The following is a 19,106-nucleotide window of genomic DNA, read 5'->3' as shown; positions in this document are numbered from 1 at the left end:
TGCAACAACATTTTAAAACTTTAAAAAGGAATACAACCAATTGTGTTGAAATATTCCATTTGTTGTATGCTTTTCGATAATTACTGTTTTAGAATTCAGTTGTGCAGTTTTGATTGATTATCCTGTTGTGCACTATCGTTTAGAGCGGTGGTGCTCATGAATAGTATAGCTGTAAAGTTCCTCTTGAAATATATAAAATTCATTCAAACTGTTATAAGATCTATAGTGCACCATCATCTTTATGTTTAGTAAAAGTACATGCTGACATTATAATGCACTTTTTCAGTTCTCAATATTGCTAAAGCTCTTTATCATTTGAGAGTTTTTATAAGAGAAATTTTTATTCTTTTCTTTTATCATTTTTACTCATACATCCGCTTTGTTTGTGATGTGCAGGAAAAAGATTTTAATTGATTCAATGTGAGAGAGTTTATGATAAGAGAATCTTACGGTTTTCAGCGTTATGAATCAAGTTGAAAATGATATTTTATGTTATAAATCAAAGTGTTATATATGATAATGAATCATATGAAGAGGGAAGCCAAGAGGAATTCGCTCAAAGAAATTGAATTGTTTAATGATTGGTGGGAGTTAAGGATCTTTGTCATTTAAGATGAAAAGGGGAGGAACTGAATATTCTACAAAATACCGCTCTTTTTTAAAAGAGCGGTATTTTTATATCTTTTGTTTATGACACTATCTTTTTGATGATAATGACAAGTTATACAGTGTGATTAGTTTTTGCTTCTCTGTTTTTCTTGATCATTGCTTGTTATATCTTAAAAAGATGAGATGTCTCTTCTTTAAGGTTGTTAAGAAATCGCAATGTTACCAAAATATAACGAATAGCTAAAATTTTTTGAAAACCATAATTATATGACAATATTAAGTTTGTTTTCATTGGGCAGTTTTCTGATAACTTAAAAAATCAAGCATCTGCTTTCTATAGGTATAAATTTAAAATTCTAATTTTTTATCCTCTTGTTGTTCTCTTATAAAAGTGGGAAGCCCCATACGATCAAGATATTTAAGGAAAGAGCGGGGTGGTAATTCCTCTACATTGACCATAGTCTTAACATCCCATTCGCCTGTAGCAATGAGAAGGGCTGTAGCAGCAGCTGGTACACCAGCGGTATAGGAAATGGCTTGTGCTCCAGTTTCATGAAAAGCTTGTTTGTGATCGGCTATGTTATAGATAAAAATTTCTCTCGGGTTTCCATCTTTTTCGCCTTTAATAAGATCTCCGATACAGGTTTTTCCTGTGTAGTCTGGGGCGAGAGAGGAAGGGTCGGGTAAGACGGCTTTCACGACCTTCAAGGGCACGACTTCTTGACCTTCCGCTGTTTTAATCGGTTGTTCGGATAAGAGTCCGAGGTTTTTTAGAACCGTAAAAACAGTGATATAACGTTCACCAAATCCCATCCAGAAACGGACATTCTCCACATCGAGATTTTTCGATAATGAATGAATTTCATCATGTCCTGTCATATAGGCTTTTTGTTTTCCAACAACGGGAAGATCCCACTCATGGCTGACTTCAAACATTTTATTGGAAGTCCATTTTTTATTTTGCCATGACCATACTTGTCCTGTAAATTCACGGAAGTTAATTTCTGGATCAAAATTTGTAGCAAACCAACGCCCATGATTTCCGGCATTAATATCAATGATATCAATATCTGTGATTTTATCAAAATAATCATCGCGCGCTAATGCTGCATAAGCATTCACTACACCTGGGTCAAAACCTGCTCCTAAAATAGCGGTTATACCAGCTTTTTCACATTCTTGACGCCGAGGCCATTCATAATTGCCATACCAAGGAGGTGTTTCACAAATTTTCAACGGGTCCTCATGAATCGCTGTATCTATATAAGCGCATTTGGTTTCAATACAAGCTGAAAGAACAGACATATTAAGAAAGGCAGAACCAACATTAATGACAATGTTGCATTTGGTCTTTTGGATAAGCTTTATAGTTTCTTCTACATTCATGGCATTGAGCGAATGGCTTTTGAGAACACCCTGTTCTTTCATTGTGCTTTTTTCTTTAATAGAAGCAATGATGGATTCACATTTTTTGAGTGTTCGTGAAGCAATATGAATTTCACCAAGAATATCGTTGTTTTGAGCACATTTGTGTGCAACAACTTGTGCAACACCTCCAGCACCAATAATGAGAACATTTTTTTTCATTGTAGGTTCATCTCCTTTTTAATACTGTTGTATGACGTTTTTATGGTTGATCTTTATGAAAGGCTTTTCTGATAGTCGTTATAGCTGAATTGGCGTTGAAGTGTTAATGTACCATCGCACTCTTTGAGAACAATAGCAGGCATTGTAACGCCATTAAACCAGTTTTTCTTGACCATTGTATAACCTGCTGCATCCTGAAAAGACAGCCTATCGCCTATTTTAAGAGGTTTTTGAAATTGAAATGTTCCAAAAATATCGCCGGCAAGACAAGATTTTCCACAAATCATAATTTCGTGTGGTCCTTGATTGGGTTCTAATTTGGCATTTTCACGATAAATGAGAAGATCAAGCATATGTGCTTCAATTGAGCTGTCAACGATGGCAAGATTCTTTTCATTATACAATGTATCAAGAACACTGACTTCTAATGTGGTGCTTTTGGTGATAGCAGCTTCTCCTGGTTCTAGAAAAAGAGTAACACCATGGGTTTTAGAAAATTGTTTTAAACGTTTTGCGAAAGATTCTAAAGGATAATTTTCAGCTGTAAAATGGATGCCGCCACCAAGGCTTATCCAGTCAACAGCAGAAAAAAGTTCCGCAAATTTTTCTTCCATGTAATTCAGCATTTGGTTAAAAAGATTAAAATCAGCATTTTCGCAATTGTTGTGGATCATCAGGCCATTTATGAGGGGTAGAACTTCTTTTATAGCGCTTTGATTAGTTTCGCCTAAGCGGCTAAAAGGGCGGGAGGGGTTGGCAAGATCAAAATTGGATGCGCTGATTCCTGGGTTTAATCTCAAACCCCGTTGGATGGTTTTGCTAGCGTTAGAAAAACGTTGAAGCTGTTGGATTGAGTTAAAGATAATTTTGTCTGCATAGCTACAGGCTTCATCAATTTCATGATCGGCCCAAGCAACCGAATAGGCATGGGTTTCTTTGCCAAATTTTTCTTTTCCTAAACGCAGTTCATAAAGGGATGATGATGTGGTTCCATCCATGAACTCAGACATTAAATCAAAAACACTCCATGTTGCAAAACATTTCAAAGCAAGTAAAATTTTAGCTCCAGATATTTCCCGTAAACGAGAAATTGTTTGCATGTTTTTGATGAGTTTCGATTTGTCTATAAGATAGTAGGGGGTTTTTATCATCATTTATTCATTCTTTTTTGAAGGATCTTATTACCAAGATCAACGTTTAGTACAAAGAGTAACAGGATGTCTCAAGAAAAAAGAGTCTTAAGAAAAGAATCTGTTTCTGTCTAGCAAGAGAAAGGCTTTCTGTAATTACTGTTGTTTATTATTTTGAGTTTTGCGTTATGAGTATGAAAAAAAAATTATATTATGCTTTAGCTTTTGTATTTGTTAGCAGTTTTTTCATTATAACAACTACTCTTGTTAATTGGGGGCAAAATAGGAGTGATGCTAAAGCCAAACTGGTTACTCAGACTTCTGTCCAAGATAGTTCGGTGCCTTTGATTTTTACGGGGCGTAGAGAACTTAATGGTTTTAAAGGTTATCGTCATTATCGGCGTGGTTATCGTAAATACAGTGATAATTGGTGGTATCCTGAAGTGGCATTTGTTACGTCACCGCACTTAAGCACAAAAGGCGCATCATTAAAAGTTGTACTAGATGCTAAAAAAGTGTTTTTAACGTCTTCTTCGGAAAAACTAGAAAAAAAAGAGCCATGGATGCTTAAACAACATATTGAATCTTGCCGTGCGCGCTATCGCTCTTATAATAAAAATGATAATAGTTTTCAGCCTTTTCATGGGGGGCGTAAACAGTGTTTATCACGCTTTTTTAAAGGATAGAAATTATTAAATTAATTTTTAATTGCTTCTTGTCGTGGGCGTTATTGTTCTTACAATAAAGAGAAAACTTGTGTGGTGCGCAGCACTTTCATGCAAGCGTTTTTTTTGAAAAATTTAAATACTTTTAAGTTTTATTAAATCTTATTATCATTAAGTGTGGAATGGGGGGTGAGGATATAAGTTTTTGTTTTGTCGATGACAAAATATTAAGGACAGGATGGAGTTGAAAGAATGACAACACGGGAAGCAATGTTGATATTGCTCGTTTTGCTTCCCTTTGGTGGAAGTGCTATCATTGGCTTTTTTCGCTCGACAGCAAAAAATAATGAAGCATGGTTTGCTGGGATTGTTGCACTTTTCTGTCTTATTTTTACAATAATGCTTTATCCCGAAGTTCGCGGAAACCACGTAGTGCGTTTAGATATTTCTTGGCTTCCAGAATGGGGGAGCGATTTGATTCTCCGTATAGATGGTTTGTCGTGGCTTTTTTGCTTGCTCATTACAGGAATTGGGCTGCTTGTTGTCATTTATTCACGTTATTACATGGATCCAGCGGATTCTGTACCGCGGTTTTTTTCCTTTTTTTTGGCCTTTATGGGATCAATGACGGGAATAGTCTTATCAGGTAATCTCGTCTTTTTGGTTATTTTTTGGGAACTCACCAGTATTTTTTCTTTTTTGTTGATCGGCTATTGGTACCATAATGCAAGTGCGCGTGAGGGTGCACGTATGGCTCTAACGATCACAGGTTTTGGCGGTTTTGCCCTTTTTATTGGGGTTTTATTGATTGGGTATATTGTTGGCAGTTTTGATTTGGATAAGGTGCTTCAGTCTGGAGATATGATTCGGTCAAGTTCTCTTTATAGTCCTGTCCTTATTTGTATTTTATTGGGGGGATTAACAAAAAGTGCGCAGTTTCCCTTTCATTTTTGGTTGCCCAATGCGATGGCTGCTCCAACCCCCGTATCGGCTTATTTGCATTCAGCAACCATGGTAAAAGCGGGATTGTTTTTGCTTGTTCGTTTATGGCCTGTGCTTTCTGGGACAGAATCTTGGTTTTGGTTGGTTGGCTTTTCAGGACTCTCTACATTGCTGCTTGGTGCCTATTTTTCCATGTTTCAGCAAGACTTGAAAGGACTGCTTGCTTACTCGACTATTAGTCATCTTGGATTGATTACCACGCTTTTAAGCCTTGGTAGTCCACTTGCTTGTGTTGCAGCGATCTTCCATATGGCTAATCATGCTACTTTTAAAGCTTCTTTATTTATGGCAGCTGGTATTATTGATCACGAGACGGGAACACGTGATATGCGTAAATTGTCAGGGCTTTATTGCTCTATGCCGATCACAGCAACTCTCGCTTTAGTTGCGAGTGCAGCGATGGCTGGAGTTCCTTTGTTGAATGGTTTTTTATCAAAAGAGATGTTTTTTGCTGAAGCTGTTGAAACGCATATGGAATCATGGCTCGATTGGATCGCACCTTATGTAGCAACGCTGGCTAGTTTGTTTAGTGTAACCTATTCTATACGCTTTATTCATGGTGTTTTTTTAGGACCAAAACCTGTCAATTTACCCAAAACTCCCCATGAACCACCGCATTTCATGCGTTTACCAATGGAGCTTTTGGTGTTTATTTGTTTAGCAGTTGGTATTTTTCCTAATTTAACAATAGGACCTATTTTAGATAACGCGGTCGTGTCTGTTTTAGGATCAATGACAATCCCTTATAGTTTAGCTGTTTGGCATGGGTTTAATACTCCATTAGTGATGAGTTTTGTTGCGTTATTAGGAGGCGGATTGCTCTACGCTGTCGGGCACCGTTATTTTTTATCCTGTGATGATGGAGCGCCTTTTTTTCGTCACTTAAATGGACCGCGTATTTTTGAACGCATTCTTGTGATTATTTCTTGGAAATGGGCACGTGCGGTGGAATCTATTTTGTCAACACGTCGTTTGCAGATACAGTTGCACTGGATTTTTTGGGTGTGTTTTGCATTTGTTGGTCTTTTACTTTGGTGCGATGGTTTCATTTCAGCAGGGGCGTTACCGCTTTTTCCAGTTGATATTCCTTTTCTTGCTCTTTGGTTAGTTGGCGGATTATGTGCGCTTTTAGTTGCTTGGCAAGCAAAGTTTCACCGTCTTGCATCACTCATGTTGTCGGGGGGAGCTGGTTTGATGACTTGCGCAACCTTTTTATGGCTTTCTGCTCCTGATTTAGCAATAACACAATTAGTTGTCGAGGTTGTTACAGTCGTCTTATTATTGCTTGGTTTACGGTGGTTGCCTAAACGTTTGCATAATCCTACACCATCGCCTGTTCGTTTTTTCGTGCGCTTGCGTCGTATCCGTGATTTTATCATAGCCCTTGTGGGAGGTGCTGGTGTAGCATGGCTTTCTTTTGCAGTGATGACACGTCCTCAAGGTACGACGATTTCTGATTTTTTTCTCACCAAGGCTTACTCTGATGCTGGTGGTCGCAATGTTGTGAATGTGTTGTTGGTTGATTTCCGTGGTTTTGATACTATGGGAGAAATTGTCGTTTTGGGTGTTGTATCACTCACTGTTTTTGCCCTTTTACGGCGGTTTCGTCCTGCCCCTGAAAGTATTGATGCACCTTTTCAGCAACGTGTCCAGAAAGCCTTTGATATGGCACAGCCTAATCGAAATGTGGGAGATACAGTGTTGAATTATTTAGCTGTTCCTGCTGTTATTATGGGTTGGCTCTTTCCGATTATTATCGCTTTTGCTATTTATTTATTCATGCGAGGGCATGATCTGCCAGGAGGTGGATTTGTCGGTGGTATTACTTTGGCGATAGGATTTATTTTACAATATCTTGCACGCGATATTCGGTGGGTGGAAACGCATTTGAGAGTTTTACCTTTGCGTTGGATGGGCTTTGGCTTATTGTTGTCAGTCGTAACGGGGATGGGCTCTTGGTTTTTTGGATATCCTTTTTTAACATCCTTTTTTCGATATATTCATTTTCCGTTAATTGGAAAAGTTCCCATGGCATCTGCTTTTTTGTTTGATTTTGGTGTGCTTTCTCTTGTGTTAGGAGCAACTGTTCTCATTTTAATTGCACTTGCACACCAGTCAATTCGGAGTTACCGAATCGGTAAGAAACCTGTTTTGAAAGAGAAGGAAAATTAATGGAAATTGTTCTTTCTTTAGGTATTGGTATTCTTGTTGGATCAGGAATTTGGCTTATTTTACGTCCACGCACTTTTCAAGTCATTCTTGGTTTGTCTTTGATTTCCTATGGTGTCAATCTTTTTATGTTTTCAATGAGTAGACCGCGTAGTAATGCCGCGCCGATTGTTGATCCTACTACTGTTATTAATCCAGCTAATTATGTCGATCCTCTCCCTCAAGCCTTGGTTTTAACTGCGATTGTAATTGGTTTTGCAACGACAGCTTTATTTTTAGTTATTCTCTTGGTGTCACGCGGTTTAACGGGTTCAGATCACGTTGATGGACGTGAGGTGCAGTGATGGAAGTAGGGGCGCACCATCTCCTTATTTTGCCTATTCTTTTGCCGTTAATCACTGGAGCTGTTCTACTTTTCTATGATGAACGGCGTTCGAAATTTAAATCATTGATTAGTCTTTTTTCGGCGGGATTGTCGGTCGTTATTGCTGTTTTATTAATTATACGTACCCTTGAAATAGCGCCGGCTTGTGATGTTTATCGGCTTGGCAATTGGCCCTCTTCCTTCGGAATTGTTTTGGTCCTTGATCGTTTAAGCGCCATGATGCTTTTACTTTCAAGCTTGTTGGTGACTAGCGTACTGGTTTTTGCGCGGGCTCATTGGTACAAAGCGGGTTCTCATTTTCAGTCACTGATGCAATTTTTTATGGTGGGGATAAACGGCGCTTTTTTGACCGGTGATTTATTTAATTTATTTGTATTTTTTGAAGTTATGTTAACAGCTTCCTATGGGCTTGCTTTGCATGGTTCTGGTCAGGCACGCGTGCGTGCAGGGTTGCATTATGTCGTGGTTAATCTTGTTGCTTCATTACTTTTTTTAGTTGGTACAGCACTTATTTATGGAGTCGCTGGTACTCTTAATATGGCCGATTTGGCTGTTAAAATAAAATATATATCTTCTACAGATATTGTTTTGTTCGAAATAGGTGTTGCACTTCTCGGTATTGCTTTTTTGCTCAAGGCTGGTATGTGGCCGCTTAATTTTTGGTTGGTGCCAACTTACAGCGCAGCAGTAGCGCCCGTTGGAGCTTCTTTTGCACTTTTGAGCAAGGTGGGTATTTATATTATTTTACGGTTAACGCTGCTGTGGTTTGGTCCTGAAAGTGAATATTTTAACCATTTTGGTCATACGGTTTTGTTTTATGGTGGGCTTGCCACTTTGATTTTTGGTTTTATTGGGGTATTAGCGAGCCAGGTTTTGGTGCGTTTGGCAGCTTATAGTGTTCTTGTCTCTTCTGGTACGTTGTTGGCAACAATAGGGATTGGCAATGCAGCACTGACAGCAGGTGCACTTTTTTATATTGTTTCTTCAACTTTAGCGCTGGGAGCTTTTTTTCTTTTGGTAGAGTTGGTTGAACGCTGTCAAGATGTGGCTGCTAATGTTCTGGCTGTCACAATGGAGGTTTATGGTGACGATGAAGAGGAGGAAGAAGATGAAGTTGGCACATATCTCCCTGTAACCTTGGCAATTCTTGGGGCTTGTTTTGGTATCTGTGCCATTTTGATTATTGGATTGCCACCTTTTTCTGGTTTTGTTGCTAAACTTATGATGTTCATGGCAGTTTTAAACCATAGTAGAGAGGATTTTTTTGCTTCTCTTCCGGTTTATCATGATTGGCTTTTTGTGGTTTTTGTCACCCTCTCAGGTTTTGCAGCTTTGATTGCACTGACACGGACGGGGATTCGAACTTTTTGGGTTTCTCTTGAAGGTCGCGTTCCTCGTGTGCAGGTGATAGAATTTGCGCCTATTGCTGTTCTTCTTTCCTTGTGTTTTCTTATAACAATTGTAGCCGGTCCTGTTAGTCATTATATGTCTGAAACTGCTAAGACTTTGTATGAACCTCAGAATTATATTGGGAGCGTTTTAACGGATTTTTCTCTCGAAAAGAGGGAGATGAATAAATGAATCGTTTTTGTCCTTCTCCTTTTTTCAGTGGTGTCATTGTTCTTATGTGGCTTATTTTAAATGGTTTTAGTTTAGGGCAGTTGCTTTTAGCCATTATAACTGCTTTGTTTTGTGGTTGGATGATACGGCTCCTTGAGCCGGAGAAGGTTGCTATTAAAAGCTGGAGTGCGGTTTTTCGTATTATTTTTCGAGTCTTAATAGATTCTATATCCTCAAATATCTCGGTGGCTTGGTTTGTTTTAACAAAAAGGTCTCGAAAACAGCGATCTGGCTTTATTGTAGTGCCTCTTCTGCTTCATAATCGCACTGCTTTGGCTATTTTAGCGTGCATCCTTTCGGCAACTCCTGGAACGGCTTGGGTTGCCTATAATAGTAAAAAGGGTGAGCTTTTGCTCCATGTCTTAAATTTAAAAAATGGATATGATTATCAACGATTGATAAAACAACGGTATGAGCAATTACTTTTGGAGATTTTCTTATGAGTATGGTGATCCTTTATTGGGGGCTTTTCTTTTCACAGTTTTTTTTAAGTTTGGCGGTGATCTTCGCATTGTTTCGGTTGATTCGTGGTCCACGGGCACAGGATAGAATTGTTGGTTTGGATGCTCTTTATATAACCACTGTTCTTTTGTTTCTTACATTCGATATCCGTTCAGGAACAACCGTTTATTTTGTTGCTGCCCTCATTATTGGGTTGTTGGGGTCTGTCTCAAGCATCGCTTTAGCGAAGTTTCTTATGCGGGGGGAGATTATTGAATGAAAGATGACGTATCGCTTGTGGTGGCTATTGCTATCACGGTTTTCTTAATATTAGGGTCTGGATTGACACTGATCGCAACGATAGGTTTGGTGCGTTTTTCCAGTTTTTATGAGCGTTTGCATATGCTTTCAGTATGTACGAGTTGGGGCGTTGGTAGCATTCTTATTTCTTCATTTCTTTATTCAATATTTGTGGACCATTATTTTGTTTTTCATGAAGTGTTGCTGATGTTTTTTTTGTTTTTAACAGCACCGGTAGCTTCTATGTTGCTTTCACATACAGCAGCTTATCGACATCATTCAGAAGAACAGTCAGAAAAACCGCTGGCTCTTTTATTAAACCAGACGGAGGAAAAGTTACCCACGTCAGAAGGAACATCAAGCGATGAGAGCCAGCGCGGTTCTTGAAATGTAAGAACCTTCCTTATTCTGTGCTTTTTTCTTCTACACAGTGGATGGGCTTTTCTTCTTTTGGATCATTAATAAGATCGTAAAATATGGCTTCATTTTTAGTTATCCACCAAATGTATTGACCACCTACATATTTTCCTCCAGAAGCGGCAATTACATTAGAACCAATGATGCGCTTACCGTTCCATTTTAAATCAACAAGCGCAATATTGCCAGCATTATGATAAGTTGCCTCAACATGCTCTTTGCTTGTTCCCATATCGCATTGATAGGAGACGGTCTCTGTTGTTGGTTCTGGATCATCTGGTACTTCAATGACTAAAGAACTTGCTAATGCATTAATTGAACCTAGGAGGAACACACTTAAAGTAATGAAAAATTGTTTAGTAAAAGAAATTTTTTTCATAATATTTCCCGTGTTATTTAAAATAATAATGTTGACTCATCTTTACAGAGGATAGGTTTTTTTTCTTCTGGATCCTGAGCAAGGTCATAAAGCATGACTTCTTTGTTCTTCTCCCACCAGATATACTGAGCTCCTGCAAACTTTGTTCCTGACGCCGCGATGACATTAGCAGCAATGACACGATCACCGTTCCATTTGAAATCAACCAACGAAATATTGTCAGCATTAAGATAGACTGCCTCAACGCGCTCTTTACTTGTTCCAGTATCGCACTGGTAGGTAATGGTCTCTGTTTTTGGCTCTGGATTGTCTGGTACCTCAATGATAAAAGAACCAGCTAAGCTATTGTTTGAGCTGAAGAGTGATAAACTTAAAGCGGTGAAAAACCCTAAAATATGTAAAGTTTTTTTCATGATGCTTCCCTATATTCCTATATTGCGCACAAAGAATAATTTGATTGATACGATGGTGCCTACGGCAGGATTCGAACCTGCGACCCCAGGATTCATACCACTTCGATTTTCACCGCCAGCCTTATCGGCTGTTTGTGGTCTGGACTGTCTCTTCACCTTGAAGCTTTTGCTCTTTAGGTGCTGCCCGTTCAGTCTCTACACCTTTCTCTCATTTGAAGAGAGATTTGGCTCGGGATTGGCATATAGTCTCCCATGAAGCTTTCCCCGAATTTGAGCAGATCCACTTTGAGGATTTCTCCTTAAGGCGCCCAATTTCTTTAGGAATCCTGTGCTCTATCCTACTGAGCTACGCAGACATCATCATACTTATTCCTTTAATAGAAGTATAAAAACGAATCAATTATATTCAATATGAATTAACGAATTTCTGCTAATTTTTGTTCCAGAAAAGTCAAAACTGCTTCCGGAGAGACATTTTTTGCAATAAATGATTGGCCAAGTCCGCGTGTTAAGATGAAGGTCAAATTGTTTTGCGAAACTTTTTTGTCTTGGGCAATGAGAGTCATTAAAATTTCAGCATCTGGTAATTTTCCTGGGATATCTTTTAGCTGTGTAGGCAATCCCACTGCTTTAAGGTGTGCTTCAATGCGTTGTATGAGTGTAGGGTCTATTAAATTCAGTTGAGCAGAGAATTGATGCGCTAGAATCATTCCTATTGCTACAGCTTCACCGTGGATTAAACGGTTGGAGTTATAGGCGGTTGCTGTTTCAAGCATGTGTCCAAATGTATGGCCGAGATTTAAGAGCGCGCGTTCTCCAGTTTCGTATTCATCGCGTGCTACAATGTCAGCTTTAAATTGGCATGAGCGGACAATGGCTTCTGTTCGCATAGGGCCATTAGAAAAGACTTCTTGTCCATTTTTTTCAAGCCATTCAAAGAAATCAGGCTGGTTAATGAGTCCGTATTTAACCATTTCTGCGTAGCCAGCACGAAATTCGCGTGGTGGTAGGGTATCAAGGACACAGGTATCAGCAATAACGCGTTGCGGTTGATAAAAAGCACCAATAAGATTTTTACCATATTGGCTATTGATTCCAGTTTTTCCACCGACGGAGGAATCAATTTGTGCAAGAAGCGTTGTGGGCATTTGAATGAAATTCATCCCGCGGCGGATTATACTTGCCGCAAACCCTGCTAGATCGCCAATGACACCACCGCCAAAAGCAATAACACAGTCGCCTCTTTCTAAACGCGTAGCAAGAATTTGATCGATGACAATTTGCAGGGTTGAAAATGATTTTGATTGTTCTCCTGCTTCTACAATAATAGGGACAGTATGAATTTTATTTTTTATTAACTCTGCTTGTAATATCTCCAAATGAAGGGAAGCAACATTTGTATCTGTAACAAGTGCTAAGCGCGTTGGATGAGGATCTTTTTTGTTAAGAGCATGTTTAATCTGTGAAGCAGCTTGTGCAATCAGATTCGGACCAATGATGATATCGTAACAGTGTTTGTCCAGTTTAACAGTGACGGTCTTTGTTTGCATGCTGGTTGTCCCTATTGTTAATTTCTGTGTATAGGTAGTGCTGTATAGATCGTATAACATTTTGTGCTACGGTATGACGGCTTTCTTTATGACTGTTAATTGTTAAGTTTGCCTTTGCATAGATAGGATAACGCTGTTCCATGAGTTTTTGCATGGTTTCTTTAGGATTGGCTGTTTGAAGCAGGGGGCGTGTTGGGTGCTTTGAGACACGTTGCATGAGGATATCAAGATCGACTTTTAGCCATATGGATATACCATTTTGGTGAATGGCTTTTCGGATATTTTCATTTATGTAGGCACCACCACCTGTTGCTAAAACAAGGGGACTTTTTTTTATGAGGTTTAGAATAACACGCTGTTCAAGAGCACGAAATTCTGATTCACCATAAATTTCAAAGAGTTCAGTGATTGTCATTTGCGCAGCTTTTTCAATTTCTTGGTCAGAATCATAAAAGGGTAAACGGAGCATGGTGGCGACGCGTTTTCCGATCACTGATTTGCCTGCTCCCATAAGACCAACAAGGATAAGAGCTCTTTTATCAAGAGACGATAAGAGTTGATTCTTTATTTGTGTTATGGGGACGCGTTTTGGTCGATTGCTTTTCATAACTTTATTTCGGCATTTATCCATCTTAAAGTCAATTCCTGTTAATCTTTGTGAGGCATAATACGAGATAGAATATTTTTGGGTAGGTTATTATCTTATGCCAACATTGACCAGATTTTTGATGATTCTTTTCATTTTGCTTTCTGTTCTTTTCATTATAATGGGTGCTCTTGTGGTTTGGGTTGAACCAGTAACTGTGGATATGTACATCGATGTTCCCTTGGATTCATGGGATCTTTCTACGGAAGCGAATCAATGAAATGAAAAGTGGTGCTGTGATAGATCATTTTCTTGAGATGATGAGCGCGGAGAGAGGGGCTTCACCTCATACGCTTGCGGCTTATCAGCATGATTTGCAGTGGGCACAAGACGAATTGTCTTCACATTCTGCTTCGCTTTTTTCAGCACAAAAAGAAGATTTAATTGCCCTTTTGTCGCTTATGCATACTTTTGGTTTTGCGGCATCGTCGCAAGCGCGCCGTTTATCGACTTTGCGTCAGTTTTATCAATTCCTTTATGCTGAAGGGTTGAGAGCAGATGATCCCTCTCATGATATTGATGCACCTCGTCAGGGGCGTCCTTTGCCCAAAATCATGAGTGAAGATGCAGTGATAAAATTGCTTGATTTAGCACAGTTAGAAGTCAATCAAGCAGATTATGGGTCTAAGGATTATCTGCGTGCATTGCGTCTTCAGCTATTGAGTGAAATGCTTTATGCAACAGGATTGCGTATTAGTGAATTGGTGAGTTTGCCTGTGCAGGCTGTTCGGGGGAAAGCATACAGTATTTTGGTTCGTGGTAAGGGCAAAAAAGAACGAATGGTGCTGTTATCAAAAAAAGCATATCAAGTTCTTTTGCAGTGGTTAAATTTACGTGATCAGGGAAAGGATGCCGCAAGTCCTTATCTTTTTCCAGCGCATTCAGAAACAGGGTATATTGCGCGTCAAGTTGTTGCACGGGAGTTGAAAAATCTCGCTAGAAGGGCAGGAATAGAAAGTGATAGCTTTTCTCCCCATGTGTTGCGCCATGCTTTTGCTAGTCATCTTTTGCAAAATGGTGCTGATTTGCGTGCAGTTCAACATTTGTTAGGTCACTCTGATATTGCTACCACTCAGATTTATACGCATGTGTTGGAAGAGGGACTTTATCGTTTAGTTAATGAGCATCATCCACTTGCCGATGAGCAAAAGGCTCGTTAAAGAAAAGGTGATGTTTTTGAAAAAGACTTTATAAAGCAAATTATAAATGTATAAGTGACACTGAATGAGTTGGTACAAATGTATAATTATCTTGATTTTGAAAAACCAGTTGCTGATCTTGATGGGAAAATTCTTGAATTAAAAAAAATTTCTCAGGAAAAAGGCAGTCTTGATATGAGCGATGAGATTGTTCGTCTTGAAGCGCGATCTCAAACAGCGTTGCGCGATATTTATAAAAAATTATCGCCGTGGCAAAAAACACAAGTGGCTCGTCATCCTGATCGTCCCCATTTTATGGACTATTCTAAACGCCTATTGAGTGATGTTACACCTTTAGCAGGAGATCGCAAGTTTGCTGAAGATGAGGCTATTCAAGCTGGGTTTGCACGCTTTAGGGGAGAAGCAGTTGCTTATATCGGTCAAGAGAAAGGTCACGATACGCAAACACGTTTGCGCTATAATTTTGGTTCTGCACGCCCAGAAGGATATCGTAAAGCTGTACGTATTATGGAAATGGCTGACCGCTTTGGTTTGCCACTCCTCACTTTTATTGATACAGCAGGTGCTTATCCTGGGGTAAGCGCTGAAGAACGTGGGCAAGCGGAAGCAATTGCTCAATCAACAGCTGCAACTTTGCGTTTGAAAATTCCTGTGGTTTCCGTTGTTATTGGAGAAGGCGGTTCTGGAGGGGCGATAGCAATCGCGGCTGCCAACAAAGTTTATATGTTGGAGCACGCAATTTACTCTGTTATTTCACCAGAAGGAGCAGCTTCTATCTTATGGCGTGATCCAGCTCGTGCAAAAGATGCTGCAATGAATATGCGTATTACCGCTCAAGATTTGTATCGCTTAAAGATTATTGATGGCATTATTTCGGAACCTTTAGGGGGCGCGCATCGTGGCAAAGAGATTGTCATTGATGCAACAGGTGATGTTATTTCAGAGGCTTTAAAAGCTATGGCTGGAAAAGATGGTGAAGCTCTTAAACAAGAGCGAAGGGAAAAATACCTTCAAATTGGTCGATCTCTAACATAGGTTATTTTTTGTGAGGGTGTTGGATTGGAGTTTTATTCGATGACATTTAGCAGATTCCTCGCTGTGTGTATGTTGTTTGTAATGGGAATATTGACGGCATGTGAAGGAAGATTACCAGCTTCTATTCGTGCTAAAGTTGAGCAGCCGTTGCCACAAGAAATCCAGAATAGAATGGCTTTATACGATATTGATCCTTATGCACCAATTGTAATGCGATTTTTCAAGGAAGAAAATCTTGCTGAAGTTTGGAAGCAATCTCGTTCAGGGCCTTTTATCTTGGTTGCTCGCTATGGTATTTGCAAATGGTCTGGTAAGCTTGGACCTAAATATAAAGAAGGGGATCTTCAGACACCAGAGGGTTTTTATACTATTAGCGCAAACCAAATGAATCCTTATTCAAAATATTATCTTTCTTTTAATATAGGATTTCCTAACCTTTATGATCAGGAAAATGGTCGTACAGGAAGCAATCTTATGGTGCATGGTTCTTGCTTTTCCGCAGGTTGTTATTCTATGAGTGATAAGAACATGGCTCAGATTTATGCGTTTGCACGGGATGCTTTTAAAGGCGGACAAAGAGAGTTTCAGTTGCAGGCTTTTCCTTTCCGCATGACCGAGGATAATATGTTACGTCATAGCAATGATCCTCATTATCAATTTTGGGTTATGCTTAAGAAAGGTTATGATTTTTTTGAAAAAAATCGTCAGCCTCCAACTGTTGAAGTTTATGGAAAACGTTACGTTTTTAATCGCGATATTGATAAAACTTCAGTTCCTCTAATACAGTGAGTGTTATTGTATCCTGCTGCACCGTAAACACTATCACTTATAAATGGCGATACAGGATATGCAAAAACTTTACGCATAAGGTGTTTAAGTGAGTAGTCAATCTTTTAAAGCGCAGAGTTTTTTCATAGAACCTTATGTGAGTAAATCAGATGAAGTGGGAAGCCAAGAGGAATTTTCTCAAAGAAGTTGGATTATTTGTACAGCGGTACTGGTGTCAATCTTCGTTTTTAGTGAAGAGTAAGTTAATATAAAATGTGCCTCTCTTTTTATTTCTTTCAAAGAGTTTTATTCTTTCATGCTGTAAAATATTATCTTGTCGTGCTATTATATAAGATACATTCACACATTTTAAAATGCGATATTGGTTCTATCTGATTTTGTTTTTTTCTTAACAGGGATTTTGATTTCACTTAGCTGGGGTAAATATAGAGTTGAGCAGAATATTTTAGAACCAAGAATTTGTCCAATCGGTTTGTGAAATGAGTTACATGAAGTGGTTTGCAGATGAGATGCATTTAGAGAGACAACAATCTGATTACAGATTTATGAATCTTAAAATTTTTATCATAACAATTTGATTTATAATGACAGTTTATTATTTTCAGTTTGAATTAGGGACTCAATATCATAAGATCCTTTTATCTTAAAATCTGTTTATAATGAATCAATCGAAACCATTTTTTGCACACCATAAAATTGGATTAGCATGTGAATAAAACTCTTAAAGAAAAGAGCACAGATAGTTCTCATGAGTACTCTAAAGTGCCAAGTTTTTCCAAAACATTTTTAACTGGCAAGAGTATGAGGCTACCAGTTTGCATATTTATAGAGTAAAAATGGAGAATGGGGCTTATACATTTCATGGAGAATTTTGTATTATATTATTTATGGGTAGCGTCTTGAAATAGGGATGATGTGTATTGAGAGACGGTGTTTTTAAACGAGTGCGTGAATTCGCGATACAATGATGTTCTATTTTGTGTGAAGGCGGTTATTTTACAGATAAGGGTAATATATTAGCGCTGGAGTGTTTTAATACGTAGTCATTTTGCGTCATGCGGTTTTGTAAGAGAGCTAAAAAGTTTCAATTGTGGTAGTCTATAGTGATTTTGTCGTCCAGTGAAAAGGTACGAATAATTTTATGGGAGGCATTATTGTGTAGAAAGCGTTGTTAAAAATATGTATTTTATTATTTTTTATTCCATTATGTGGATAAACTTGAATAGGAATGTTTATAAATTTATAACATATTGATTTATAAGGATACTTTAGCGTTATTCAACTTGAATTAGAATCTTGGATACCGTAAGATTCTCTCATTTCAAATCTGTTCCATGTTGAATCAATTAAAACCATTTGCTTGCGCATTACAAACGGGGGTAGCCGCGTGGGTAAAACTGTGCAAGAAAAGACTAAAACGCTTTTTATGAACCATCAAAGTACCAAGAGCTGTTCGACATTGGGGATTAGCAAAGTGTGTGATGGTGCCGGTTTTCTCCTTTAAAAGCATAAAGATGGTGGTGCCAATGAATTTAATGTTATATCATTGAGGGGGGAAAAATTAAAATTTTATTCCTGGAATGACCAGAGGATTTTCTAAGAGAGCTGTTTTGTCTGCAGTATCTATTGCTGGTTTATTTAAAAAAGCATTGAGGAGCTTTTGTATTGCTTCTTTTTCAACACCATCGGCAATGATGACAAAACGTGTTTGTTTTATTCCTTTTGGCCATGCTGGCAATCTTATGGGAGGATGAAAAAATGTTTGTACGCCATGTAATACAAGTGGGCGATAAGGGTCATCATGCAATGCAATAAGTGCTTTAATACGTAATAGTTTTGTACCATAACGCTCTTGTAGGAGATCTAAAAAAGCTTCAATTGTGGTGTAATCAACAGGACCCTCACAGTTTAGTGAAAAGGCACGAATGGTTTTATGGGGGGGATGATCATGTGGGGTAGTCGTAAGATTTTGTTTAAGTTTTGTATTTTCTACTTTTTCATCCCATAATGTGTTATTTATTAACAGATTTGAACAAAAATCTTCAGAATGGGCGTCAATGATTTGTGCTGTAGGATTGATCGTTTTAAGTGTGTTAAAAAGCGTATCTGAAAGCGTTTGTTGGGCCATAAGGTCTGTTTTGGTGAGAATAATTTTATCAGCAAATATTAATTGTTTATATATTTCAGGATAGCGCTCACATATGGAAAGTGTGCTTAATGTATCAAATGTTGCAAGAACAGCATTTATGGACAATGTTTGAATAAATAACGGGTGGCTTAAAAGTATTTGTAAAATAGGAGCGGGATCAGCCATACCTGTGGTTTCAATGATAATATGATGGAGTTGTTTGATCTGTCCTGTCTGAACGCGATTTATTAAATCAATTAATGTATCGATGAGATCACTGCGTAAATTGCAGCATAAGCAACCATTGGCAAGCTCAATAATTCCTTCTGTCGTTTTTTCAACTAGAAGGTGATCAATACTGATTTCACCGAATTCATTGATTATAACAGCACATTCTGTTAAAAGATGGTCTTGTAGCATACGGTTGAGCAAAGTTGTTTTGCCAGAGCCTAAAAAACCAGTAATAAGCGTGAGGGGGATGCGCTTTATTTTCATGTTAATCATCAACCGTGGTTTTGTTTTAAAAAAACACATTTCAGTACGTTTAACCAATTTATAATGGTGTCCGTGATGGATATAATGGTTAATACTCTATGAAGTCCATTGTACCACTATCTTTACGCTTATAAAGGTAGGTGCATGCAGGGTATATCATATACTTTTTTAGCGTCAATGTTATGA

Annotated in this window: 20 protein-coding genes; 11 read left to right on the top strand and 9 right to left on the bottom strand. The window is 38.4% G+C overall.

Annotation, left to right across the window (positions count from 1 at the left end; translation table 11 throughout):
- Window positions 1–957: 957 nt before the first annotated feature.
- Both ACFINF_RS00400 and ACFINF_RS00395 read right to left on the bottom strand, forming a co-directional pair.
- The gene (locus ACFINF_RS00400) at window positions 958–2,196 is read right to left on the bottom strand and encodes a saccharopine dehydrogenase NADP-binding domain-containing protein (RefSeq protein ID WP_375619171.1); all 1,239 of its coding nucleotides are present in this window, start codon (window positions 2,194–2,196) and stop codon (window positions 958–960) included.
- A gap of 53 nt (window positions 2,197–2,249) precedes the next feature.
- Complete coding sequence (locus ACFINF_RS00395; RefSeq protein WP_375619303.1) at window positions 2,250–3,347, bottom strand: carboxynorspermidine decarboxylase; 1,098 nt, start codon at window positions 3,345–3,347, stop codon at window positions 2,250–2,252.
- Between the two features lie 167 nt (window positions 3,348–3,514).
- Here ACFINF_RS00395 and ACFINF_RS00390 point away from each other — a divergent pair, with 167 nt between their 5' ends.
- The 7 genes from ACFINF_RS00390 (at window position 3,515) to mnhG (ending at window position 10,295) form a co-directional block, all read left to right on the top strand.
- Window positions 3,515–4,012, top strand: coding sequence for a BA14K family protein (locus ACFINF_RS00390; protein WP_375619170.1), 498 nt, complete (start codon window positions 3,515–3,517; stop codon window positions 4,010–4,012).
- A 231-nt stretch (window positions 4,013–4,243) separates the two neighbouring features.
- On the top strand, window positions 4,244–7,165 hold the full coding sequence (locus ACFINF_RS00385; RefSeq protein ID WP_375619169.1) for a monovalent cation/H+ antiporter subunit A: 2,922 nt from the start codon (window positions 4,244–4,246) through the stop codon (window positions 7,163–7,165).
- Window positions 7,165–7,506 carry a Na+/H+ antiporter subunit C gene (locus tag ACFINF_RS00380; protein WP_015857096.1) on the top strand — a complete coding sequence of 114 codons (342 nt, stop codon included), beginning with the start codon at window positions 7,165–7,167 and terminating at the stop codon, window positions 7,504–7,506. The genes ACFINF_RS00385 and ACFINF_RS00380 overlap by 1 nt, the downstream gene beginning before the upstream one ends.
- Complete coding sequence (locus ACFINF_RS00375) at window positions 7,506–9,128, top strand: monovalent cation/H+ antiporter subunit D (protein ID WP_375619168.1); 1,623 nt, start codon at window positions 7,506–7,508, stop codon at window positions 9,126–9,128. Before ACFINF_RS00380 ends, ACFINF_RS00375 begins: the two co-directional genes overlap by 1 nt.
- Window positions 9,125–9,610 carry a Na+/H+ antiporter subunit E gene (locus ACFINF_RS00370; protein ID WP_375619167.1) on the top strand — a complete coding sequence of 162 codons (486 nt, stop codon included), beginning with the start codon at window positions 9,125–9,127 and terminating at the stop codon, window positions 9,608–9,610. Before ACFINF_RS00375 ends, ACFINF_RS00370 begins: the two co-directional genes overlap by 4 nt.
- Window positions 9,607–9,888, top strand: a complete 282-nt coding sequence (locus ACFINF_RS00365; protein ID WP_375619166.1) for a K+/H+ antiporter subunit F — start codon at window positions 9,607–9,609, stop codon at window positions 9,886–9,888. The genes ACFINF_RS00370 and ACFINF_RS00365 overlap by 4 nt, the downstream gene beginning before the upstream one ends.
- Window positions 9,885–10,295, top strand: coding sequence for a monovalent cation/H(+) antiporter subunit G (mnhG, locus tag ACFINF_RS00360; protein ID WP_015857092.1), 411 nt, complete (start codon window positions 9,885–9,887; stop codon window positions 10,293–10,295). Before ACFINF_RS00365 ends, mnhG begins: the two co-directional genes overlap by 4 nt.
- A gap of 16 nt (window positions 10,296–10,311) precedes the next feature.
- Here the strand turns inward: mnhG and ACFINF_RS00355 are convergent, their stop codons facing one another.
- From ACFINF_RS00355 to ACFINF_RS00335, 5 genes are all read right to left on the bottom strand, one after another.
- Complete coding sequence (locus ACFINF_RS00355) at window positions 10,312–10,704, bottom strand: MliC family protein (protein ID WP_273787569.1); 393 nt, start codon at window positions 10,702–10,704, stop codon at window positions 10,312–10,314.
- A 17-nt stretch (window positions 10,705–10,721) separates the two neighbouring features.
- Entirely contained in the window at window positions 10,722–11,117 is a 396-nt protein-coding gene (locus tag ACFINF_RS00350) for an MliC family protein (protein ID WP_375619165.1), read from the bottom strand.
- Between the two features lie 9 nt (window positions 11,118–11,126).
- On the bottom strand, window positions 11,127–11,273 hold the full coding sequence (locus ACFINF_RS00345) for a hypothetical protein (protein WP_375619164.1): 147 nt from the start codon (window positions 11,271–11,273) through the stop codon (window positions 11,127–11,129).
- 260 nt (window positions 11,274–11,533) lie between these two features.
- Window positions 11,534–12,667 carry a 3-dehydroquinate synthase gene (gene aroB / locus ACFINF_RS00340; RefSeq protein ID WP_375619163.1) on the bottom strand — a complete coding sequence of 378 codons (1,134 nt, stop codon included), beginning with the start codon at window positions 12,665–12,667 and terminating at the stop codon, window positions 11,534–11,536.
- Complete coding sequence (locus tag ACFINF_RS00335; protein WP_375619302.1) at window positions 12,642–13,274, bottom strand: shikimate kinase; 633 nt, start codon at window positions 13,272–13,274, stop codon at window positions 12,642–12,644. Before ACFINF_RS00335 ends, aroB begins: the two co-directional genes overlap by 26 nt.
- A 260-nt stretch (window positions 13,275–13,534) precedes the next feature.
- Here ACFINF_RS00335 and ACFINF_RS00330 point away from each other — a divergent pair, with 260 nt between their 5' ends.
- From ACFINF_RS00330 to ACFINF_RS00315, 4 genes are all read left to right on the top strand, one after another.
- Entirely contained in the window at window positions 13,535–14,473 is a 939-nt protein-coding gene (locus tag ACFINF_RS00330; RefSeq protein WP_375619162.1) for a site-specific tyrosine recombinase XerD, read from the top strand.
- A 78-nt stretch (window positions 14,474–14,551) separates the two neighbouring features.
- Window positions 14,552–15,508, top strand: a complete 957-nt coding sequence (locus ACFINF_RS00325; protein ID WP_375619161.1) for an acetyl-CoA carboxylase carboxyltransferase subunit alpha — start codon at window positions 14,552–14,554, stop codon at window positions 15,506–15,508.
- Between the two features lie 39 nt (window positions 15,509–15,547).
- The gene (locus tag ACFINF_RS00320) at window positions 15,548–16,297 is read left to right on the top strand and encodes a L,D-transpeptidase family protein (RefSeq protein ID WP_375619160.1); all 750 of its coding nucleotides are present in this window, start codon (window positions 15,548–15,550) and stop codon (window positions 16,295–16,297) included.
- Between the two features lie 88 nt (window positions 16,298–16,385).
- A complete protein-coding gene (locus ACFINF_RS00315) occupies window positions 16,386–16,538 on the top strand; it encodes a hypothetical protein (RefSeq protein ID WP_375619159.1) in 153 nt (50 codons plus the stop codon).
- 1,101 nt (window positions 16,539–17,639) lie between these two features.
- Here the strand turns inward: ACFINF_RS00315 and ACFINF_RS00310 are convergent.
- Together ACFINF_RS00310 and ACFINF_RS00305 are read right to left on the bottom strand one after the other, a co-directional pair.
- On the bottom strand, window positions 17,640–17,807 hold the full coding sequence (locus ACFINF_RS00310; protein ID WP_375619158.1) for a hypothetical protein: 168 nt from the start codon (window positions 17,805–17,807) through the stop codon (window positions 17,640–17,642).
- Between the two features lie 51 nt (window positions 17,808–17,858).
- Window positions 17,859–18,920: a CobW family GTP-binding protein gene (locus ACFINF_RS00305; RefSeq protein WP_375619157.1), complete on the bottom strand. Its 1,062-nt coding sequence runs from the start codon at window positions 18,918–18,920 to the stop codon at window positions 17,859–17,861.
- Between the last annotated feature and the right edge of the window lie 186 nt (window positions 18,921–19,106).

The sequence above is a fragment of the Bartonella sp. TS25HLJMH genome (assembly GCF_042193505.1).
GTDB lineage: Bacteria > Pseudomonadota > Alphaproteobacteria > Rhizobiales > Rhizobiaceae > Bartonella > Bartonella grahamii.
This window is presented reverse-complemented; position numbering and strand designations above follow the sequence as displayed.